The following is a 21,333-nucleotide window of genomic DNA, read 5'->3' as shown; positions in this document are numbered from 1 at the left end:
CGGCCACCCAGCGGTTTCCCACTGGGTGGCCGGGTCTTCCGAGCAGGGGCCTGACTCAGGCCGCGAGCCAGGCGCGCTCTACTTGCGCTTGGCGGACATCACGTAGTCGCGGTGCCACTTCTTGGGCAGGTGGGCGAGCACATTGCCGTCCTTGCTCGTCATCGCGATGGACTCGTACTTCTGCTGAATCTGGCCGTCACCCACCACGAAGCCGTTGGCGTAGACGACGGTCTGGTCCGCGGCGAGCGCCAGCTTCTCCGCATCCGAGCCCACCTTGACGTTGTAGACCTTGCCGGCGTACGGCTCGCGGCTGACGTCGACGAGCTTGCTGGGGCCCGTCTTGGTCATGACCACGTCGCCCTTCTTCAGGGAGCGGGCCTGGACCATGCCGCGCGCCATGACCTGGATGGGGTGCATCTCCGTCATCAGCAGGGAGCGGCCGGACTCGCTGCGGATGCGCACCATGGGCACGGTCTCCACGCCGATGGCCGTGTCCATGACGGTGAGCGCGGGCTGGTGCGGGTTGAGCACCCGGTCACCGGCCTTCACCGACTCGATGGGCGCCACCTTGCCCGCGGCCAGCTCGATTTCAGTCCCCGCCGCCAGGCAGCTGTTGGTGATGGTGAGCTTCTTGAAGGAGTAGCTCGGCCGGTCCACCAGGTCGTCGTTGCTCAGGGTGATGGAGGACTGGTAGGGCGTGGAGACGGTGCCGGAGACGAGCACGAGCGGCAGCGTGATTTGCGCCGTCAGCTTCACCGAGTCCTGCACCTGACGGCAGCCGTCGTCGAAGAACGCGGCGTTGGCCTCCGTCATGTCCCAGTAGAGCGTCTTCTTGTCCGAGCTCAGCGTCACGCGGTTCCAGAACTGCGCCATCTTGGCCTGCAGGGTGTTGGTGTCCGTGACATCGCAGCCGCCGCCCACGTTGGTGAGGATGAGCTTGATGTGACCGGAGTCGGGACGCGCCACGTTGTTGTTCAGGTCGACGCGGTACTGATTGATGACCGCCTCGTTGAACGTGTGCGCGCTGCGGATGGAGACGTTGCCCTTGAACGGCAGCTTGACGGACTGGGGATTGCCCGTCAGGTCGTAGTCGCAGTCCTGGGTCCAGGTGCGGTTGAGGCACACGGAGATGAGGTTGTCGTTGAACTTGATGTCCAGCGGCGCCTCGATGACCGGCGGGAGGTTCAGCCGCGGCTGCTGGGTGGTGGTGGTCGCGACGTCGGAGCCGACCTCCTTGAAGACGTACGAGTCCGTGAAGCCCTCCACGGTGTCCTCGGCCTTGTAGGACGCAATCCGGTAGCGCGTGAGCCGGGTCAGGGCCAGGTTGCCCTTGGCGTTGACCGTCACGTTCGTTCCGAGGTCGTACTGCTCACCCCAGATGAGCTCGCCCAGCGGGTACCCCGTGGTGTCGGTATAGGTCGTGTCCGTATAGGTGTAGAAGGAGCCGCCCGGGAACGAGGACGTGGACGTGCCCGTGCCATCGTTGAGGACGTCGGTGTCCTCACCCGTGCTCGCGGCGGCGATGACGTGCTGCTCCTGCCGCGCGGCGGAGTTCTCCGCGAGGTCCTTGCTCACGGGCAGCAGGCCCGGCTTGTAGCCCAGGGCCACGTGCTCGCGGTGCCGCGTCTCCATCGCCTCGAACAGGTAGGGAGAGTTCTCCGGCGTCTTGCCGGCGATCTTGAGCCGCGCGAGCGCGAAGCGGTACTGTGCCGGGTCCGCCAGGTTCAGGCGGATGCGGACGTCGGGCTTGGCGATGCCGTGCAGGTAGCTCTGGTCTGCCTGGTACGTGGCCCACTCGGCCTTGGTCAGCCGCGAGGCATCTCCCACTCCTTGCCTGGTGCGGCCGAAGTTCGCCACCTGTTCATCCCGGGGCGCCGACGTGCAGCCCGACAGCAACGCCAGTCCCGTGGTGCAACCCATCACCAGAAAACGACGCATTCCCATCATAGTGCCTCCTCCGCTTCAGACCGCCGTCAAGGACATCCAGACACGTTCAAATCACTCACACACCTGGGCGTAGTCGGGGCAGCAGTCGCCGAACTCCGCGCAGCCCGGGTCGCAGAAGCAGCCGTCCGCGGCCTCGCCGCAGAGCCCCACGCAGCTTCCGGGCGCCGCGCAGACGAAGTTGCCCTGGTTCAAGTCACTGAAGAGCAGCACGTTGGGCGAGTTCTGGGGATGCAGCACGCAGTCAAGGGTCGCCGAGGCCTTGAGGTTGGTGTTGATCTGCGCCGGGGTGGCCGAGCGGTGGGTGCTCAGGTATTGGGCCACGGCCCCCGCGACGTGGGGGCTGGCCATGGAGGTCCCGTCGTCGACGTGGGTGGCCACCGCGTCACCAATGGACGCACCGAGGATGCTCACGCCCGGGGCGAACAGGTCCACGCATTGCCCCCAGTTGGAGAACCCCGCCCGGGTGTCCGCGTCGTCGACGGCCGCGACGGTGATGGCCTTGGGTTCGCTCGAGGGGGAGCGGGTGCAGGCATCCACGTTGTCATTGCCAGCGGCGACCACGACGGTGATGCCCTGATTCACCAGGTTGGCCACCGCGGTGTTGACGGGGACGAACGTCTCCCCGGCCAGGCTCATGTTGACGACGCAGGGCCCATCCTGGAGGGGACAGTGCGTCCCGACGAAGTTCAGGCCGGCGATGATGCCAGCCCAGCTTCCCTTGCCCGTGCAGCGCAACACCCGCACGGGGTGGACGGTGGCCTCCTTGGCCATCCCGTAGAGGGTGCCAGCGATGGTGCTGCTCACGTGGGTGCCGTGGCCGTTGCAGTCGTCGGTGCCCAGGCCGTCGACCACGGAGGTGAACCCCTCGCCCACCCGGCCTGAGAACTCCGAGTGCTCCGCGTTGAGGCCCGTGTCCAGGACATACACATGGACCCCGGCGCCCGTGCTGCCATGGTCATTGTAGGTGCCGTCGTGGCCCTGGCGCTGGTCCGCCCGGTCGATGCCATCCGCGGGGCTGGGGACCAGCCCCGTGAGCGAGACCTGCTGGTTCTCGTGGATGGAGGCCACGCCCGGGTTTCGCATCAGCCGGTCGAGCTCCGCCTTGTCCAGCCGCGCGGCGAACCCGGGGATGACCGAGTACGGGTGCATCAGCGAGTTGGCTCCACCCGCGCGGGCGATCTGGTTCGCCGCCGCGTCGATGGCCATCCCGGTGACCCCTTCGGAGAAGACGACGATGTACTCATCGGGGATGCGCAGGTCGTCGGGTGCCTTCGCCAGGCGCACGCGCTCGTGAGAGAGGCTCGTGTCGGCCTGGGGCTCTTGCGCCTGTCGCTCACAGCCGCCGCTCCCCACCAGGGCGAGGGTTGCGAGCGCGGACAGGACCTGGGCTCTGTTTCGAGGGCCGCGGAAGAAGTGAGGCTGTGGGGATCGCATGTCGTCTCCGCGTGGGGCAGGTGGACTGGTGGCGCGATGGCAACGGGGCTCCGCTGCCAGGTGGATGTGCTGGAGTGGGGGAGCGGCGGGGGAGACCGCTCGAGGCCGAGGCCGTGTGGCGCCAGGCACCCACGGGAATCCGCTAGACGGCGACTCCGGGGACGGGGTGCCAACGCAATGTTCGCGAGTTAATGACGCCCGCTGGCTTCAACCTATGCAGAGATTCTCAAATTTCACTTAGAGTGAATACTTTCATTGAGGATGCTGCTGAGGCTGAGATTGATTTGACTCTCCACGGTCCGGAGCACGCTGGTGAACTCCTGGGAGGAGAGGTCCAGGCGTTCCATGAGCAGCCGTCGCGTCTCGTCGTGCACGGCCTGTTGGGCGCTCTGGAGCCACCGGGAGACGGTGGACTGGTTGACGCTGAAGAGGGCGCCAATCTTGGTCGTGGAGAGGTGATCCACGAAGTGCAGGCGGAGCAGGTAGCGATGTTCGCTGGGGAGGGCGGCGAAGGCGTCCTCCAGGGCCCGGCGGAACTCGTCGTGGTAGCGGCGCTGGATGACCTCGAGTTCCGGGTCCGAGTGGGGGGCGGGGAGCAGCTCCAGGAGGGCGTCACTGAGTGGGCCTTCGTCGTGGGTTGTCCGGAGCAGGCTCAAGGCCGTGCGCAGGGAGATGACCCGCACCCAGTTGGCCAGGGTGCCCCGACCGGAGTACTCGGCGATCTTCGGTGCGCCTCGGCCGCGCACCAGCAGCCGCTCCCGGACGCGTTGGCGGACCTCGTCGACCACCGCGGGGGACAGCCGCATGTGCGCGAGCACGGAGGGCAGGCTCGCCATGTGGTGTCGCTCGAAGGCGGCGAGCGCCGAGGGAAGGCCCTCCGCGCACGCACACGCGAGGAAGAGGTCCGCTGGCACGAGCTGGGCGAGCAGGTGCGCCAGCGCGTCGCCTGACGCCCGGTGGGGGACGTGGGTGGCCAGATGACAGACGAAGGCGTCGGCGCCCAGGGGGATGTCTGGCCACTGTTCACTGCCCGCCCTCCAGCAACGCAGCAGTTGCTGCTCGAGGCCGTCAGGGGGCTGGGCCCCTTCGCCGCGAGTGCCGATGCGCGCGAGGAATAACGGTGCGAATGCCAAGCCCCCCCCCTTCTGGGCACCATTATATCCCAGCGTATGACCTTGCTGGCTAGGCAGGGTAATCTGGGTGAAGGTCGTCTTTGGGCATGAAAAGGGCGAGTTTCCAGGTTTTCCGAATGAGGCCCGTTTTGTGCGAGGCTTCACCCGGGGTGCTTCAGGGGGGTGGCAAATCCTTTCATCCAGCTGCCTGTGCGAAGAAGAGGTGGTGGCCCTGATGGAAGGGGGGCTGGAGACAGGGGCGCGTGCCCGGGTCCATCACCATGCCGCGGCGTGCCCGGCTTGCCGCGAGTTGCTGGTGGCCGTCGTGCGCAGCGAGGCGTTTCACCTGGACCCGGCGGAGGCGGTGTTCGCTCCGCATCGGATGGCCCCCCTGGGGGAGACGTGGACGCCGCCGACGGAGCTGGACGAGTTCCGATTGATGCGGCTTCTGGGGCGCGGGGGGATGGGGGCCGTGTATCTGGCGCACGACACGTCCTTGGACCGGCTGGTCGCGCTGAAGCTCAGCGTCGCGCTGCAGCCGGACACGAGCACGCTGGCGAGCTTCGCCATCGAGGCGCGGGCCATCGCGCGCATCAAGCACCCGAATGTCGTCACCGTCTTCCGCGCCGGTCAAATCGAGGGGCGGCCCTATCTGGTGTACGAATACGTCGATGGGAAGAGCCTGGCGGAGCTGCCCTTGCCCTTGCCCTGGCGCTACGTGTTGGACATCGCCCTGGGGTTCTCACGGGGACTGAGGGCCGCGCACCAGCGCGGTGTGCTTCACCGTGACCTCAAGCCGGGCAATGCCATCCTGGACTCAGACGGCACCATCAAGCTGCTCGACTTCGGGCTGGCCGCCTTCGTGGGGACGGACCGCTCGACGCCCTGGGCCGTGCCGGGCGTCGTCGGTACGCCTCGCTACATGGCGCCCGAGGTTCGCCTGGGCGCGGCGGCCACGCCGCAGAGTGACCTCTACGCGCTGGGCCTCCTGCTGTACGAGCTGTGCACGGGCAAGGTTCCCCGCGTGAGGCCGACCGCCACCGCGCCGCTGGCAGGGCCGCGAGCCGGGAGCCTGGTGCCGTTGACGGAGCTGGTGCCGGGAATCGACCGGGACTTCGCGGGGGCCATCGAGCGCTGCCTCGCGGACGACCCCGCCGGGCGCTTCGGCCTCGCGGATGCGTTGTGCCTGGCGCTGGAGCGCCTGATGACACCGCTTGGAGGCGAAGCGGCCTTTTCCCCGGAGAGGGCTTCTCCGGGGGCCGTCCAACCCTGGGAAGGGCTCACCACGCTCTGACGGCTTCACGCCGCCGCCTGGTGAGCCTGCGTCAGCGTCCCGGCGACGGCCGCGGCGCGGGACGCTACAGCTCGACCTTCTTCTCCGTCTGGGTTGTCCCGTCGAACCGGAGCATCACGCCCTTGTTGTCATAGCGGGTGATGATGTTGACGGGCCGGCGCCAGAGGGACTGGAGGTTCTTGAGCGTCTCTCGGGCGTAGTCGCCCTTGAGGTCCTGCCCGTCGTGTTTGTGCGCGAGCAGCAGCTCTCCCCGGTTCTCGTGGTTGCCGTCCACGACTTCGATGATGGGCTGGCCAAAGTTGGTGAGCCCCTGGAGCAGCTTGCTCTTCACCTTGCGGAACTCGCGGTCGAGAATCTCCCACGAGTTGCGTTTGTCATTGAAGCCATACACGAAGAGCTTCTGCTCCATCGCGAATTCGGGCGTCAGGAACGTGTCGATGAAGGTGATGTCGTTGTAGTGCTTGCGGACCTCGAAAATCTTCTCGCGGCCAGCGCCCGATTTCTTGTCCCAGGAGCGGCGAGCGCGCAAATCGTCACACTCGTCCCACTCCTTGCCGAAGCGGCCCTTGTTCCACCGCTCCTCGATATCCCGCCACAGCTCGATGCCCAGCTTGTAGGGATTGATGGCGCCGGGGCGGGTGCCCATGGTGCCGGAGTGGTGGTCCGCGTAGTCGATGATTTCGTCATCGCGCAGGGCGCGGCGGGTCATGATGGTGGAGTGCCAGTAGCTGGCCCAGCCCTCGTTCATGATTTTCGTCTGGCCTTGCGGCGCGAAGTAATGCGCCTCCTCGCGCAGAATCGCGAGGATGTCCGACTCCCACGGCTCCAGCGGCGCCTCTTCCAGCAGGAAGAGCAGCACGTCGCGCTGGGGGCGTTCGGGGAACTTCTTGGCGCGCTGCTTCTCGTCCTCCACCTTCTTGCGCTGGGAGTCGAGGAACTCCGACGGGTTGATGTAGCCGCGCATGTACTCGCGGCCGACCTTGAAGCCCTCCACGCGCTCGTTGGCCTTCAGCTCGTCTTCCGCCCGCCGGGGGTCCGGGTTGCGCCGGATGTGGGGCGAGTGCTGGTCGATGAGGTTCTCCAGGCTGAGCGTGCGGTCGATGAAGTCCTCGACCTTCTCCACGCCAATCTTGTCCACCCAGCGGCGCACCCGCGTGGCGTGGTTGGCCATCTCGTCAATCATCCGCCGGTTGGTGTGGCGGAAGGAGAAGTTGTTCTTGAAGAAGTCGCAGTGTCCGTAGACGTGGGCCATGACCAGCTTCTGGTCCACCTCCGGATTGCTCTCCATCAAGTAGGCGTAGCAAGGGTCATTGTTGATGACGAGCTCATAGATTTTGCTGAGCCCATACTCGTAGCCCTTCGCGAGCTGCTCGTATTCCATGCCCCAGCGCCAGTGGGGGTAGCGCGTGGGGAAGCCGCCGTAGGCGGCCACCATGTTCATCTCGTCGTAGGACACCATCTCGAAGACGGTGTCGAAGAAGTCGAGGCCGAACTCCTTCGCGTAGCCGTGGATTTCGTCCCTCAGCGCGGCGAGACGGGGTGTGAGGCTCTTGGGCATCGGGAAGTCTCTCCGAGGGGCACGTGGGGGAGGCCAGACGTCAGCGGCCCTTGCCGAGGAAGTCCTTGATGGACGCGTAGATGGCGTCCTTGTCCGCGATTTCGCTGAGCGCGACGTTGGGGGTGTCTCCCACCGCCTCGCGCAAGTCCTTGATGAACTGGCCGCTGCCGTAGGGGGACTCCACCTGTCCGTAGGCGAACTGGTTGACGTTGGGCAGCACGTCGTTGCGCAGCATCTCGATGCACTGGCGCGTGTCGTCCGCGCTCCAGTTGTCACCGTCGCTGAAGTGGAACGGGTAGATGTTCCACGCGCTCTTGGGGTAGTCCGCCAGGATGATGTCCCGGCAGAGCTTGTAGGCGCTGGAGATCATCGTCCCGCCGGACTCGCGGGTGTGGAAGAAGGTGTCGCGGTCCACTTCGCGCGCCACCGCATCGTGGATGATGTAGCGCGCCTCCAGGCCCTTGTATTGATGACGCAGCCACGTATCGAGCCAGAAGCTCTCGATGCGGACAATCTCCTTCTGCTCGTCACCCATGGAGCCGGACACGTCCATCATGTAGATGATGACCGCGTTGGTCTCCGGCAGGTCCTGGAGCTTGTAGCTGCGGTAGCGGCGGTCTTCTCGCGTGGGGATGATGACCGGGCGCGCGGGGTCGTACGTGCCCGCGGCGATCTGCCTCCGCAGGGCCTGCTTGAAGGTGCGCTTGAAGTGCCTGAGCGATTCCGGACCGGTGGTGTTGATGCCGGTGTAGCGAATCTTCTGGGTGACGATCTTCTCGTTGTGGCGCCGCTCGATGTTGGGCAGCGACAGCTCCTCGCCCAGGATTTGCGCCAGCTCCTCGAGCGTGACGTCCACCTCCAGGGCGTGGTCTCCCTCGCCCTGGCCGGCCTGGTGGCCCTCCCCGGGCTCCACCGCCCCGGGGCCGAGCTGCTGACCCACCTCGCCCTCTCCCTGTCCGACGCCGCCCTGTTCCTTGTGGCCGTACTTGAAGCGAGGGATGTCGATGAAGGGAATGGGGATGCTGATGGCATCCTTGCCTTTCTTCCCAATCATCTCGCCCTTCTGCACGTACTTGCGCAGGTTGGCTTTGATCTTCCCGCGGACGATCTGCTTGAAGCGGGAATGGTCCTGGTGGATCTTCAAGGTCACGACGGCTCGCCCTTCTCCTGAGGTGGTTACTCCTTCGCGTCGCCGCGGGCGAAGATGCTCGCCACGAAGTTCAGCACGTCCGTGGAGCAGATCTCGCAGTAGCCGTAGTTCTTCATCATCCGGTCCTTCACCAGGTCGATCTTCTCCTGGGTCTCCTTGTCCACGACGGAGGAGACGAGGTTCTTCAGCTTGATGCTGTCCTTCTGGTCCTCGAACAGCTTCAGCTCCAGCGCCTTGTGCAGCCGCTCGTTCGTCCGGTAGTTGAAGGTCTTCCCCTCCACCGCCAGCGCGCCGATGTAGTTCATGATTTCGCGGCGGAAGTCATCCTTGCGGCTGTCGGGGATGTCTATCTTCTCCTCAATCGCACGCATCAGGCGCTCATCGGGCTCTTCGTAGAGGCCGGTGTACTTGTTCTTGACCTTCTCCTTCTGGGTGTAGGCCTTGATGTTGTCGATGTAGTTGCCGCACAGCTTGCCGATGGCGTCCTCGTCGGCGGAGATGGCGCGCTGGACCTCGTTCTTGACGATGTCCTCGTACTCCTGCTTCACGGACGTGAGCAGCTCCTTCATCCGCTTGCGCGCGTCCTCGTTGCTGATGAGCGAGTGCGTCTTGAGACCCGCCTCCAGCTCGTTGAGGACCATGAAGGGGTTGATGCAGCCCTCGCCCTTGTCGCTCACCAGTGCGTTGGAAATCTTGTCCTGGATGTAGCGCGGAGAGATGCCCTCCAGGCCCTCCCGGTTGCTCTCCTTGCGCAGCTCCTTGATGTTGTCTTCGGTGAAGTTGGGGAGCGTCTTGCCGTTGTAGAGCTTGAGCTTCTGGAGGAGGGAGAGGTTGTGCTTCTTGGGCTCCTCCAGGCGGGTGAGGACGGCCCACATGGCGGCCATCTCCAGCGTGTGCGGGGCAATGTGCTTGCCCTTGATGGCGCGGGAGTTGAAGTCCTTCTCGTAGATCTTCACCTCCTCCGCGAGCTTGGTGATGTACGGCACGTCAATCTTCACCGTGCGGTCACGCAAGGCCTCCATGAACTCGTTGTTCTCGAGCTTCTTGTACTCAGGCTCGTTGGTGTGGCCGAGGATGACCTCGTCGATGTCCGTCTGCGGGAACTTCTTCGGCTTGATTTTGTGCTCCTGCGACGCGCCGAGCAGGTCGTAGAGGAACGCGACGTCCAGCTTGAGCACCTCGACGAACTCGATGATGCCGCGGTTGGCGATGTTGAATTCGCCGTCGAAGTTGAAGGCGCGCGGGTCGGAGTCGGAGCCGTACTCGGCGATCTTCCGGTAGTTGATGTCGCCGGTGAGTTCGGTCGAGTCCTGGTTCTTCTCGTCCTTGGGCTGGAAGGTGCCGATGCCCACGCGGTCCTTCTCGCTGAAGATGAGCCGGTGGACGTGGATGTGGTCCATCACCCGGGCGAAGTCACCGTGGTACTGCGTCATCAGGTCCTTGAAGACGAAGCGGCACGCGGGGCACAGCTCGGAGCCGTCCGGAATGGTGTGGCCGGACTCCGGCGGGGAGATTTCCGCGTAGACCTTGGGGCGCCACTCCCGGGGAACGAGGTTGAGGGGCTCCTCGTTCATGGGGCACTTCATCTTCTCCTTCACGGTGGTGCCATCCGGCAGCTTCTTGTCGGTGGTCCAGGAGAAGGTGTACGCGGCGCCTTCGGGCGTCTTGGAGTAGTCCTCCGTGCCCTTCTTGAGCAGGCGGGCGATGGTGGACTTGGAGGAGCCGACGGGGCCGTGCAGCAGGATGACGCGCTTCTCGGTGCCGTAGCCCTGGGCCGCGGACTTGAAGACGTTCACCAGCTTCATCAGCGGCACGTCCAGGCCGAAGATGGCGTCGCGGCCGCCGAACTTCTCGTCGCTGAAGAAGTGGTAGCGGATGAGCTTCTTCTTGTTGTCGATGTACTCCGTCTTCCCGTGGCTGAGGATCATGTCGTAGATCCTCTGGAAGGCGGTGCGTGTCACCTTGGGGTTCTTGCGGACGATTTCGAGGTAGTCCTCGAATGAGCCCTCCCAGGTGAGCTCCGCGTAGGTCTTCGCGTCCTGGAGCGCGGCGATTCTGGAGACCCACGAACCCTTTTCAGCGTCCCTCATGTCTCTCCCTCGGGGGCCGTCCAGGGGTGCGAAATGTTCACACCCGAGGGGGCCAGAATGGTGAACCTGGAGGGCTGGATTGCCATTCCACAACCATCCCGCCGAGGTCCCAGGCACGACAGCCCTGCAGCCAATTCGGGACCCCGCCGCGGAATGGGACCGCGCGTTACGCTCGTGTCAGGGGCAGGACGCCGACCAGGCGCGCCCCCTCCACGGGGTGAAGAGGCAGAGGTGATTATAGGGCGGCGCTGGCGAGGGGGTAGGTGCCCCCCCCGAACGCGAGGGGTATTGAACGCCTGAAGGGTTTTCGGGCGCCCGCGGAAGGGCCAACTGTCCGCTGGTTGTGGGGCGGCGTCTCCGTTCGCTCCACATGTCGGCGTCAGGGTTTGCGTTCGTGCGAGGAAAGAGCGGCAGCCAGGCGGGCGACCCGGGCCTGGAGGGTGATACCTTCGCCCATTTGCGTACGGTGGGCGGGCTGGAAGAAGACGCACGCGCGGTGAGGCTCCGGGCGTTTCGGGGCGGGCTTCGCTGAGGGTGAAGTCGCTGGGAGGGCGAGGGCGGCGGAAGCGGGGGTCGCCAGCTTGGCTTTGTGCCGTGCCTGCGTATCCTGCCGCGCGTCATGGCGACCGCACCTACTCCTGTCTCCCACCCTTCGTCCCCCGTGCCGAGCCTCGCGGCGGTCCCCACCCCCGCGCACGAGCCGAGCACGCGCTGGCTCGTGGGGATTCTGCTGGTGGTGGCCCTGTTGCCGCGGCTGGTGGTGTTCTTCCTCAACGAGAATCTCTACGGCGACGCGGTGGTGCGCACGGAGCTCGCGGAGCGCTGGCTGCGCGAGCCGCACCTCATCACCGCGTACGGGGATGGCGCGTACCAGTTCGGTCCGCTGCACCTGTACCTGGTGGGCGTGGCCCTGTCGGTGTTCGACAGGGAGGTGGCGGGGCGCGTGGTGAGCCTGCTGTTCGGCGTGCTGTCGGTGGTGCCGCTGTTCGCGCTGACGCGGCGGCTGTTCGGCTGGCGCGAGGGCGTGGTGGCCGGGCTGGCCTTCGCCGCCTGGGGCATGCATCTGCAGTTCTCCACCACGGCGGGCAGCGAGGCGGTGTCGCTGTTCTTCATGCTGGCCGCCTTCGCGCTGTACGCGGAAGCGGTGGACGAGAACCGCTTCGCGCCGCTGTTCCAGGCCGCGCTGATGCTCAACCTCGCGTGCGCGCTGCGCTACGACGCGTGGATGTACATCCTGCTGCTCTGCGTGGCGTTGGTCTTCAGCAGCCAGGACAAGGTGGCGGCGTTGACGCGCGCGGTGGGCTTCGGGCTGGCGTGCCTGCCGTTCCCCCTGCTGTGGATGCAGGGCAACGAGCTGATGCACGGCGACCCGTTCTTCCCCGTGAAGGCGGTGGAGGACTTCCATCGCAACTGGGTGCTGTCCTCGGCGGGTTCGGGGGCCGCCATCGGGTGGCGGGTGCAACAGCTGTTCTTCTGGCCCGGGGTGGCGCTGCTCACCCTGTCGCCGGGCGTGGCGTTGCTGGGCATGGTGGGCATGGTGAAGGCGTGGAAGGCGCGGCCGGACACGCGCTGGCTGGTGGCGGCGGCGGTGGTGCCCACCGCGTACTTCACGTTCCGCGCGGTGGTGCTGTTGAACTTCGTGCCGCTGGGGCGCTTCACGGTGACGCAGTTGGTGGTGCTGCCGGTGTTCGTGGCCTTCGGCTTCGCGGCGCTGGTGGGCAGCAAGGGCGAGGGGCTGCGCAAGGCGGTGGTGGGCGTGACGGCGGTGCTCGCGGTGGCGCTGCCGGTGGCCATGGGCCTGTTCACCTTCCACGCGGAGGGACGGCTGCAGGACTCCTTGCGGCCGGTGAGTCCCACGTCGACCAACCCGGTGCCGGTGATGCGGGTGGCGGACTTCGTGAAGGAGCAGGTGGCGGCGAAGGGGGGCGCGGTGGCCCTCGACGACGACCCCAGCTACATGGACCTGCAGGTGGCCTTCTTCTCCGGGCTGCCCGAGGAGCGCATCGCCCGCGTGCGCTGGGACACCTTCCGCAAGCGGCTGGCGGAGGCTCGGCCGGAGGTGTTGGTGCGCTTCGACCAGGGCTCGCTGGTGAAGGACCCCGGCGTGAAGCTGGAGGGGCGCACGCTGACGCTGGATGGCGTCGGCTACGAGGAGGTCGAGGGGTTCATCGCGCCGCTGCACGTGTACCGGCGCCGCGAGTAGGGGGGCCTCAGGGCTTGCGGGGCGCTGCTTGCTGCTTGCGGAAGAACTCCACCTGCCACTGCTTCACGAGCGCCTGGTGGCAGGCGTAGGTGGGGCAGAAGAGGTGCGTGCCGTCGTTGCGTGACACGAAGAAGAGGTCCTCGCAGGCCATGGGCGCGAGCGCGGCCTGGAGCGCCGCGGCGCCCGGGCTGGCGATGGGGCCCGGAGGCAGGCCCGACACCCTGTACGTGTTGTACGGGTGCGGCGTCTGGAGGTCCGCGCGGGTGAGGTTCTTCGTGAAGACGCCGCGCAAGAGGCGCATGGCGTAGAGCACCGTGGGGTCCGTCTCCAGGCGCATGCCCTTGCGGAGTCGGTTGTGGAAGACGCAGGCGATGCGCGGACGCTCCTCGGGCGCTCCCGTCTCCTTCTCCACGATGGAAGCGAGCGTGAAGGTCTGCAGCAGGCTCAGCTTCACGCCCGGCTGCCTCGCCGCGTCCGCCTTCCCGTATTCCTCCAGCGCTCGCGCCACCATCTTCCCGAGCACGGCCTCTTCGCCTACGCCCTTGGAAAAGGTGTACGTGTCCGGGAAGAGGAAGCCCTCGATGGACTTCGCCGGCACGCCTGCTTCTCTCAGGAAGGCCGCATCGGTGGTGAGCGCTTCGAGCTTCTGGAGGTCGAGGCCGATTCCGGATGCCGCGAGCAGGGGGAGGATTTCCTCCGCGCGCAGTCCCTCCGGCACGGTGAAGCGGTGCAACTTCACCTGACCGGTGACGATTCTCTCCAGGACCTGGGCCGGAGTGATGGGGCCCTGGAATTCGTACTCACCGGCCTTCAGTCGGGGCCCGAATCCCTCCTGGCGCAGGTAGCGATAGGCCCGCTCCTCGTCCGGCACCACGCCTTGGGCCGCCAGGAGCCGGGCGAGCGCGCGAGGCCCCGTGCCAGGAGCAACGTCCACCGTCACGGGCGCGGGCAGCGCGGAGGGCGTGTCGGCGAAGTCGTCGAGGTGGCGCGCTTGCTGGAAGTACCAGCCTCCCACGCCCGCCGCCGCGAGGACGGCGAGCGCGAGCACGGCGACCAGGGCCTTCTTCACTCCGAGGGTTCCGAATCGTAGTCGTCGTAGTCATCCGCGTGCAGTGCCGTCTCCGGGGGGCGGCGGGCGTCCAGCCAGCCCTGGAGGATGAACTGCGCGGCCACCTGGTCGATGACCTCCTTGCGGCGGGCTCGGCTGACGTCGGCTTCCAGGAGCGTGCGGGTGGCGGCCACGGTGGACAGGCGCTCGTCACACAGCTCCACCTGGACACCGAGGGACTGGGCCACGGCGTCCCCGAACTTGCGCGAGGCCTCCGCGCGCGGGCCCTCGGAGCCGTCCATGTTGAGGGGCAGTCCGATGACCATGCGGTCCACCTCGTGCTCGCGCGCCAGGGCGCCGAGGGCGGCGAGGTCCGCCTTGAGCGAGGTTCGTCGGATGGTGGTGACGCCCTGGGCGGTGAGACCCAGGCCATCCGAGACGGCCACGCCGATGGTCTTGGTTCCGAAGTCCAAACCGAAGGTGCGCATGTGCCGGGGACCATAACCGCAATCCTCCGTCGCGGACCGCTCCGTCCGACGTCGGGGACGCGCCTTGCCTGTCAGTCAGGCTAACCGACGGAATTCGCTGCGACGACGTGCGAGCCGTCAGGCGGCATCCTCTCTGCAAACCCGACGGCCCATCGCACGGCACTGCTTCCAACACGCCGCGCGGGAGGGCTCATGGTGGACTTTCTGAAGGGCGCGACGAACCTGCTGGCCAGCCCGGAGGGCACGGCGATGAATGGGGCGGGTGACGCGGGGGGACTGCCGCCCCTGGTTTCCAACTCCATCAAGACGGCGGCGGGCGTCGCGACGGGCAACGTGTTGTTGGCGGCGAGCGGCGTGGTGGGGGTGGCGGAGGACTTGAAGAAGAACCCGCCCGCGAAGACGGAGTACGCATCGGCTTCGGGGGGAGCGGCGGCGAAGGCGGAGGGCTATGCGGCAATCCTGCCCACGGGCACCAGCGCGCTGGACCCGAAGATGCTGGATTACGAGGACGCGCTGAAGGTGCTTGAGGCGAACTTCGACCAGCTGGACCTCGCGGATGGAAAGAAGTCCGGCTCGCTGTCGAAGGACGAACTGCGGCGCGCGGCCAACGACGCGAGCCTGTCCCCGCAATTGCGAAGCGCGGCCCGCTTCCTGACGGAGAACGCGGCGTTGTTCGAGCGGGTGGATTCGAGCGGGCTGCTCGCGCGGTTCATGCCGGTGGTGGGGCGGCTGTACAACGACGACCGCATCAAGCTGTCGGGCGTGCGCTCGGAGCTGAAGCGCGTGGGCGAGGAGTTCGCTCGCTACGGACGACCGGAGCGCCCTCGGACGCCGAAGCCCGAGCCGGAGACGTGTCCGCCCTCGACGGGGACGCCGGGCACGCGCCCTCCCACCACGGGAGGCCCATCGCCGGGCACTCCTTCACCGGGCACGCGTCCTCCGTCCACGGGTGGCCCTTCGCCGGGCACTTCGTCACCGGGCACGGGGGGAGGAACGGGCCCGGTGGGTGGCGGTGGCAAGCCGCCCACGTCGAAGGACCCGGATTTTCGCGAGTACCTCGAGGCGGTGGCGGTGCTGCGCGACAACTGGGGCACGTTCGACACGGCGTCGGGGACGAAGGATGACCGCGTCACGCGCGAGGACATGGCGGCGCTGCTCTTGAGCCCCGCGGCGTCCTCGACGCTGAAGAAGGCCGCGCAGTTCTTCAAGGACAACCCGCTGTACTTCGACCGGCTGGAGATGGCGGCGGGCATCGACGGCCGCGACGGCATCATCGGATTGCTGGATGTGAAGGCGGAGCTGGCACTGTCGGGCGGCTCGAAGACGACGACGTCCCCGTCGAAGGGCTCGAGCGCGCGCTCCATCGTCGACAACCCGAACATGAGCATCGAGGACAAGGTGCAGGCCATCCTCGGCTCCATCTCCACGGAGACGGACGCGGAGATTCTCCAGGTCATGGAAAGCATGGCGAGCGCGGGGGAGGACCGCGCGGCGCTGGGCACGTCGGACGCGGACAAGAAGAAGGCGGCGACGCTCGACGGGAACATGCGCGAACTGGAGCTGCGGCTTCAGCGACTGCTGGAGAAGCGCAAGTCCATGTTCGACCTGATGAGCAACATGTCCGCGAAGTTCAACGAGATGGCGAAGACGGCCATCTCCAATCTGCGCGGGGCCTGAGGAGCCATGGGACGCGTCATCAAACACGAAGGGGCCGAGGCGATGCGGATGGAGAGCGGCGCGGTGCAGCGGATGAAGTCCTTCGCGCGGGGCGAGGCGACGTGGGCGGAGGTGGAGGGGATGACCTTCGAGGAGGCGAAGGCGATTGCGCAGGTGGGATGTGACCTGGCCGCGGCGGGGCGGCTGGAGGAGGCGCGCATCCTCTTCGAGGGCCTGGTGGCGGGGAACCCGAGGGACGCGGGGGCTCGCGCGGCGCTGGGCACCGTGTACCAGAAGCTCGGGAGGCTGGAGGAAGCCATCGCGGAGTACAGCGCGGCGCTGGCGAGGGATGCCGCGCATCCGGTGGCGCTGGCGAATCGGGGGGAGTTGTACCTGCGCAAGGGGGAGCGGCAGGGGTTCACGGACCTCTCCAACGCCGTGGAGGTGGATCCGCACGGTGAGACGGCGGCGGGCCGCCGGGCGAGGGCGCTGGTGAAGGCCATCACCCTGGTGGCGGTGGAGAAGCTGAAGCAGGACGCCCAGCAGCCGTAGCTGGGCGCGGGGGTGGGTGTGGTGCCGCCGGCGCTCGGGGGAGTGGCCCGGCGGCGGCTGTCGGCGGGTGGGCTCGGGTGGAGAGGGAACGGGAAATGGGGGAGCCCACCTGCCGGCCGCTTTTTCGTGTCGCGTCAGGGTTGAGGCAGGTCGGCGAGCCGCTCGCCAATGGGGGGATGGCTCTGTCCCTTGAGGACGACCCAGCGGGGGGGCGCGGGGTCCATCTTGTTCACGCGGGCGGCCTTCACCAGCATGCGGCGGAACGCGTCGACGTCGTGGGTGAGGCGCAGCGCGTAGCGGTCCGCCTCGCGCTCGCGCTCGCGAGAGAAGGCCCCGGCGATGGGGCCGCCGACGAGGAGGACGCCGGACAGGAGCAGGGAGAGCAGGGGGAGGGTGCGGATGTCCGCGAAGTGCGTGGTGCCGAACCAGCCCCGCGTGGAGGCGGCGCGCAGGAGTCGGTCGATGGCGAAGAGGAGCGCCACCAGGGCCAGCGAGGAGGCGATGCGGCCGGGCCACTTCGGCTCATGCACATGGCCCGCCTCGTGGGCCACGGCGGCGAGCACCTCGTCCTCGGTGAGCTCCTGCAGGATGATGTCGTTGAGGACGATGGTGCGCGTGGGGCCCTGGCCCGCGAAGTACGCCTGGAGCCGGCGCGAGGCGATGGAGGTCTTCTCCACCAGCACGTCGGAGAAGGCGATGTCCGCCTGGCTCATCAGCTCCGTCATCCGCGTGCGCAAGGGGCCCGCGGGCAGGGGGTGCTGGTCGAAGTAGAGGCGCCCCCGGTACGGGTCCAGCGCGGAGGAGACGAGCAGGAGCAGGGCGACGGGCACGCCCAGAATCCACCACCAGTGGCGCGTGCGACGGGCCAGGCCGTACAGGCCGATGACGAGCGCCGCGATGGCGAGCGCCCCCAGCAGGTGGCCCTTGAGCATGTCCCGGGCGAAGGCGGCCGGGGTGTAGTTGGACATGCCGTGCTGGTGCTCCAGCGAGTACGCGAACCAGATGTCCACCGGCGCGTAGACGAGCTTCACGAACAGGTCCGTCATCAAGGCGAAGAGGACGGCCGCGCCCCAGCCCGACTCACCCCACAGCCGGTCCATGGCGCGAAAGAAGGCGCGGCTGACGGGGGCGGTGCGCAAGAAGCCGAGCCTGCGCTCCATGCCGGCCGCGGCCGCCGTGGCCATGCGGAAGAAGGGGCGGACGAGCACGCCCAGGAGCAGCGCCAGCAGGGCCAGCCGCGCGAAGGGGTCCACCGCGGCCCGGACGTAGTAGGGCAGGTGGTAGGCGTGAATCTCCGCCAGTTGCTCGGGCGTGAAGAGGGGCTCCATGCGAAGTCCCCAGGCTACGCCGCGCGGCCCCTGGCTGCCCAGCCAGGGGTGGTCCACCGGTCTACGTATGGGGCTCCAGCTCGGAGGCGGGTGGGGCGGGGACGGGCTCCCCTTCCGCGTCCGCCAGGAGCAGGGCCTTCACCTTGGCGAGGCTCTCCCGCGTGCGGTCCACGAAGGCGCTCTGCGAGCCGATGCGTTCGGCCGTCTCCAGGGTGCGCTCGTAGATGTTGATGGACTTGGTGAGCAGCACGCGAATCTTCTTCCGCAGCTCCTGTCGGTAGACGACGGACTCCTCGGCGTTGAGCTCCGAGGGCGCCGGTGAGCTCACCATCTGCGCATAGAGGTCCTCGTACAGCGCGCCAATCTGCGAGCCCGCGGCGGTGGCCCAGTAGCCGTTGCCCACGCGGATGGAGCGCAGGTAGTGCCCCTGCGCGGACAGGAGCAGCTCCGCCTTGTAGTTGAGGTCCTCGGCGAGCTTGTCGGCGCCCTTGGCCGGGTCCAGCTTCACGTTCTCGTAGTGCAGCCGGTACAGCTCCCCCATGAAGAAGTGCGCCTGCGCGGGGAAGTAGTCATCCACCTCGTCCTTGTCGGCCAGGGCCTCGTAGGACGAGATGGCCTTGCGCAGCGTGGCCTCCGCGGCGTCGGTGCGGCCCGCCTCCAGCTCGCAGACGCCCTGCTGCACCCGGGCCTCGATTCGGCGGTTGGCCGGGAGGTCCTCGCGCGCGGCGATGGTGGTCAACACCGCGATGGCCTCGTCGTAGCGCTCCAGGTGGTACTGCGTCTCCGCCACGCGGAAGGACGCGTCCAGCGCGTCACCCTGGCCTTTGGCCGGGTCCGCCAGCTCGGAGAAGCGGTGCCACGCCTCCTCCCACTCCTTGAGGCGCTGGTGGGCGAGGCCCGCGTTGTAGAGAGATGAGCGACGGTGCTGGCTGTTGGGGTGGAAGTCCGCCAACCGGCCGAAGTAGCGCGCCGCCTGCTTGAAGTCGTTGGCCGCGAAGGCCGACGTCCCCCCGGCGAAGAGCTCCTCGTCGTTGAGCTTGTCCAGCTCCAGGTCCGCCGTCACCGTCACGGCGTCGAACTGGAGCTCCTGCTTCGGGCCTGACTCGGAGGCCTCCGGACGCGCGGCGCTGCCCGTCGTCCGACATCCGGTGACGCCCAGCCCCAGGGCCACTACCCACCACCAACGGCTGACCGACATGTACGTCCGCTCGCTTCCCGTCACGGAATGCGCCTCCTGGCCTTGCCGCCTCAGGACAACGCACCGTCCCTCGGAGTTCCCACCGCTCAGGTGGGCGCGCCCAGTTTAATGCGTCCCCCTGTTTCGTGCCGCCCCGGCTGGCCGCCTCCCGGGCGGGCCTGGCCGGGTGCTCGGTCCAGACTTCAGAAGGTGTCGTCGCCGAGCAGGTAGCGGCCCGTCTGCCACAGGCTGGTGATGTCGTGTACGTCCAGTCCGAAGCGCGGCACCTGAATCAGGGGGATGCCTGGGCAGGCGGCCTGGAGCTGGGCGATGCCGCGGCCATCCTGCTCGGCCAGGACCTGGAGTTCGCGCAGCGTCTCCTCCACCTTGGCGCGCCGGGTGGGCGTCAGCGTGGCGGCGTCCGCCCACATGGCCTCGGTGGGCAGCGGGTGGACGCGATTCACCACCAGCGCCACCACCTCCATCCGGTGCTGCTTCAACAGGGTGTTGAAGTGGATGGCCTCATCCATGCGCTCCGGATGCGGGCTCGTCACCAGCACGAAGCCCGTGGTGGCGTCCTCCAGAAGGGCCCGCACGCCGCGCGCGCGCTCGCGGAAGCCCTCGTTCATGCCGGACAGCGACAGCATGAAGCTGGACAGCTCCTGGAGCATCTCCGTGCCGGTGAACTTGGACAGCGCGCGCAGCACGTAGCCGCTGCGGTTGAACAGCGACAGGCCGAACTTGCCTGCCTTCAGCGCGGGGGCCAGCAGCCACTTCGCCGCCTCGTTGTCCAGGAAGTCGAGGACGCGGTTGGGCGCGTCGAGGAAGTCCAGGGCGTGGGCCGTGGGCGGTGTGTCGAGCACGACGAGCTCGTACTCGCCCTTGCGGCGCAGCTCCCACACCTTCTCCATGGCGATGTATTCCTGGCTGCCCGCCAGGGCCGTGGAGAGCGACTGGTAGAAGCGGTTGGCGAGGATGCGCTCGCGCTGGTCGGGAGGCGCGACGCGGGTGATGAGGTCATCCCACGTCTGCTTCATGTCCAGCATCATCGCGTGGAGGGACGCGCGGGCCGTCACGCCCAGCGGCTCCAGCGCGGAGGACGGCACCTGCGTCTCCGCGTTGCCCAGGGCGGACAGGCCCAGCGAGTTGGCCAGGCGCTTCGCCGGGTCGATGGTGCACACCAGGCTGCCGCGGCCGTCCACCGCCGCGCGCAGGGCCAGGGTGGCCGCGACTGTCGTCTTGCCGACACCGCCGGAGCCGACGCAGATGAGGACGCGCTTCTTGGCGAGCGCGGGACCGAGGGCCGTCGTGCTCACTTCTCCCCCATCACCAGTGCTTCGAGGTGGCCCATGACCTGTTCAATCGCATCCCGACCGAAGGTGGGGAGGTACAGCCGGGGGACGGTGAACACCGGCGCGTGAAGGTTGCGCTCCAGTTTGGTGCCCGCGAGCACCGTCAGCGACGCGCGGTCATGGTTCGCTTGCGCCACCCGGTGCAGCTCGGGGTGGCCCACCAGCGCTTCCAGGTCCGCCTCCGTGAAGCGCTCCGGGATGGACTGGTTGAGCACCGCCGCGTGCGTGCGGATGTGCACCTTGTCCTTGAGCGCCGCGTGCAGCTCCAGCGCCTCGTTCACCGGCATCTCCTCCGGGAGCGCCACCAGCACCGCCGCCGTCACCGACGGGTCCACCAGCAGGTCTCGCATCTTCTGCGCCTCGCGGGACATGGGCCCCTGAGGCACCGTCTGCACGAGCACGTGCGGCACGCTGAGGAAGGAGATGGCGTGACCGGTGGCCGGCGCGTCCAGGACGATGGTGTCGAAGCGCCACCTGCCGTCGGGGAGCTTCTCCTGCAGGTGGTACATGATCTTCCCCAGCAGGACGAGCTCCTGCAGGGACGGGATGAAGCGCAGGAAGTAGCGCACCAGCCGGTTCTCGAAGACCGTTTTGTAGAGGGCCTCGAAGCGCAGCACCATGAGGCCGTACTCGCGCATGGCCTCCTGCGGACGCACGTCCACCGCCCAGAGGTTCTCTTCCAACAAGGTGACTTCGGGGCCGGCGGCGGGGTGCTCCAGGAAGCGACTGATGCGCTCCTGGGTGTTCACCTCGCACACCAACGTCCTTCGCCCCGCGCGCGCCGAGCGAAGGGCGAGCGCCGCGGCAACCGTGCTCTTGCCCACGCCGCCCTTGCCGGAGACGACCCACAACCGCTTGTCCAGGAGCCCTGCCATAAGAGAGCGGCGAACCGTAGGAATCGTGTCTCCAGGAGTCAACGCGTTTGGCCAAGGGGTGTTGCCCTG

General features: G+C 67.5%; 16 protein-coding genes. 4 read left to right on the top strand and 12 right to left on the bottom strand.

Annotation, left to right across the window (positions count from 1 at the left end):
- Positions 1 to 78: 78 nt before the first annotated feature.
- From HUA78_RS04970 to HUA78_RS04960, 3 genes are all read right to left on the bottom strand, one after another.
- Complete coding sequence (locus HUA78_RS04970; RefSeq protein ID WP_254623543.1) at positions 79 to 1,938, bottom strand: Hint domain-containing protein; 1,860 nt, start codon at positions 1,936 to 1,938, stop codon at positions 79 to 81.
- 60 nt (positions 1,939 to 1,998) lie between these two features.
- Entirely contained in the window at positions 1,999 to 3,381 is a 1,383-nt protein-coding gene (locus HUA78_RS04965; RefSeq protein WP_174475746.1) for a S8 family serine peptidase, read from the bottom strand.
- A gap of 233 nt (positions 3,382 to 3,614) precedes the next feature.
- The gene (locus HUA78_RS04960; protein WP_174452989.1) at positions 3,615 to 4,514 is read right to left on the bottom strand and encodes a sigma-70 family RNA polymerase sigma factor; all 900 of its coding nucleotides are present in this window, start codon (positions 4,512 to 4,514) and stop codon (positions 3,615 to 3,617) included.
- Positions 4,515 to 4,728: 214 nt separating this feature from the next.
- Here HUA78_RS04960 and HUA78_RS04955 point away from each other — a divergent pair, with 214 nt between their 5' ends.
- The gene (locus HUA78_RS04955; protein ID WP_254623586.1) at positions 4,729 to 5,787 is read left to right on the top strand and encodes a serine/threonine-protein kinase; all 1,059 of its coding nucleotides are present in this window, start codon (positions 4,729 to 4,731) and stop codon (positions 5,785 to 5,787) included.
- 64 nt (positions 5,788 to 5,851) lie between these two features.
- On the opposite strand, the gene HUA78_RS04950 is transcribed toward HUA78_RS04955, so the two are convergent.
- From HUA78_RS04950 to HUA78_RS04940, 3 genes are read right to left on the bottom strand one after another with little or no spacing between them, the layout of a single operon-like run.
- A complete protein-coding gene (locus HUA78_RS04950; RefSeq protein ID WP_141644900.1) occupies positions 5,852 to 7,345 on the bottom strand; it encodes a SpoVR family protein in 1,494 nt (497 codons plus the stop codon).
- 40 nt (positions 7,346 to 7,385) lie between these two features.
- On the bottom strand, positions 7,386 to 8,495 hold the full coding sequence (locus HUA78_RS04945; protein ID WP_141644901.1) for a DUF444 family protein: 1,110 nt from the start codon (positions 8,493 to 8,495) through the stop codon (positions 7,386 to 7,388).
- A 26-nt stretch (positions 8,496 to 8,521) separates the two neighbouring features.
- Entirely contained in the window at positions 8,522 to 10,585 is a 2,064-nt protein-coding gene (locus tag HUA78_RS04940; protein ID WP_141644902.1) for a PrkA family serine protein kinase, read from the bottom strand.
- Between the two features lie 619 nt (positions 10,586 to 11,204).
- On the opposite strand from HUA78_RS04940, the gene HUA78_RS04935 reads away from it, so the two are divergent.
- Positions 11,205 to 12,788, top strand: coding sequence for a glycosyltransferase family 39 protein (locus HUA78_RS04935; RefSeq protein WP_174475745.1), 1,584 nt, complete (start codon positions 11,205 to 11,207; stop codon positions 12,786 to 12,788).
- A 7-nt stretch (positions 12,789 to 12,795) separates the two neighbouring features.
- Here HUA78_RS04935 and mltG read toward each other — a convergent pair whose 3' ends face one another.
- Both mltG and ruvX read right to left on the bottom strand, forming a co-directional pair.
- Positions 12,796 to 13,857 (bottom strand): endolytic transglycosylase MltG, encoded by a 1,062-nt coding sequence (gene mltG / locus HUA78_RS04930; RefSeq protein WP_174461582.1) that lies wholly within the window; start codon positions 13,855 to 13,857, stop codon positions 12,796 to 12,798.
- Positions 13,854 to 14,324: a Holliday junction resolvase RuvX gene (gene ruvX, locus HUA78_RS04925; protein ID WP_141644905.1), complete on the bottom strand. Its 471-nt coding sequence runs from the start codon at positions 14,322 to 14,324 to the stop codon at positions 13,854 to 13,856. Before ruvX ends, mltG begins: the two co-directional genes overlap by 4 nt.
- A 192-nt stretch (positions 14,325 to 14,516) precedes the next feature.
- Between ruvX and HUA78_RS04920 the strand changes: the two genes are divergently transcribed.
- Together HUA78_RS04920 and HUA78_RS04915 are read left to right on the top strand one after the other, a co-directional pair.
- Entirely contained in the window at positions 14,517 to 16,001 is a 1,485-nt protein-coding gene (locus HUA78_RS04920) for a hypothetical protein (RefSeq protein WP_174461581.1), read from the top strand.
- A 6-nt stretch (positions 16,002 to 16,007) separates the two neighbouring features.
- Positions 16,008 to 16,532, top strand: coding sequence for a tetratricopeptide repeat protein (locus tag HUA78_RS04915; RefSeq protein WP_141644907.1), 525 nt, complete (start codon positions 16,008 to 16,010; stop codon positions 16,530 to 16,532).
- Positions 16,533 to 16,666: 134 nt separating this feature from the next.
- On the opposite strand, the gene HUA78_RS04910 is transcribed toward HUA78_RS04915, so the two are convergent.
- From HUA78_RS04910 to HUA78_RS04895, 4 genes are all read right to left on the bottom strand, one after another.
- Positions 16,667 to 17,860, bottom strand: coding sequence for a M48 family metalloprotease (locus tag HUA78_RS04910; RefSeq protein WP_174475744.1), 1,194 nt, complete (start codon positions 17,858 to 17,860; stop codon positions 16,667 to 16,669).
- Positions 17,861 to 17,921: 61 nt separating this feature from the next.
- Positions 17,922 to 19,058 (bottom strand): tetratricopeptide repeat protein, encoded by a 1,137-nt coding sequence (locus HUA78_RS04905; RefSeq protein WP_141644920.1) that lies wholly within the window; start codon positions 19,056 to 19,058, stop codon positions 17,922 to 17,924.
- Positions 19,059 to 19,240: 182 nt separating this feature from the next.
- A complete protein-coding gene (locus tag HUA78_RS04900) occupies positions 19,241 to 20,353 on the bottom strand; it encodes an ArsA-related P-loop ATPase (RefSeq protein ID WP_174475743.1) in 1,113 nt (370 codons plus the stop codon).
- A complete protein-coding gene (locus HUA78_RS04895) occupies positions 20,350 to 21,264 on the bottom strand; it encodes an ArsA family ATPase (RefSeq protein ID WP_141644910.1) in 915 nt (304 codons plus the stop codon). The genes HUA78_RS04900 and HUA78_RS04895 overlap by 4 nt, the downstream gene beginning before the upstream one ends.
- Positions 21,265 to 21,333: the final 69 nt, after the last annotated feature.

This window comes from Myxococcus sp. CA033 (genome assembly GCF_013336625.1).
GTDB classification, from domain to species: Bacteria; Myxococcota; Myxococcia; order Myxococcales; family Myxococcaceae; genus Myxococcus; species Myxococcus llanfairpwllgwyngyllgogerychwyrndrobwllllantysiliogogogochensis.
The sequence above is the reverse complement of the archived record's forward strand: the minus strand, read 5'-3'. Positions and strand labels throughout refer to the sequence as shown.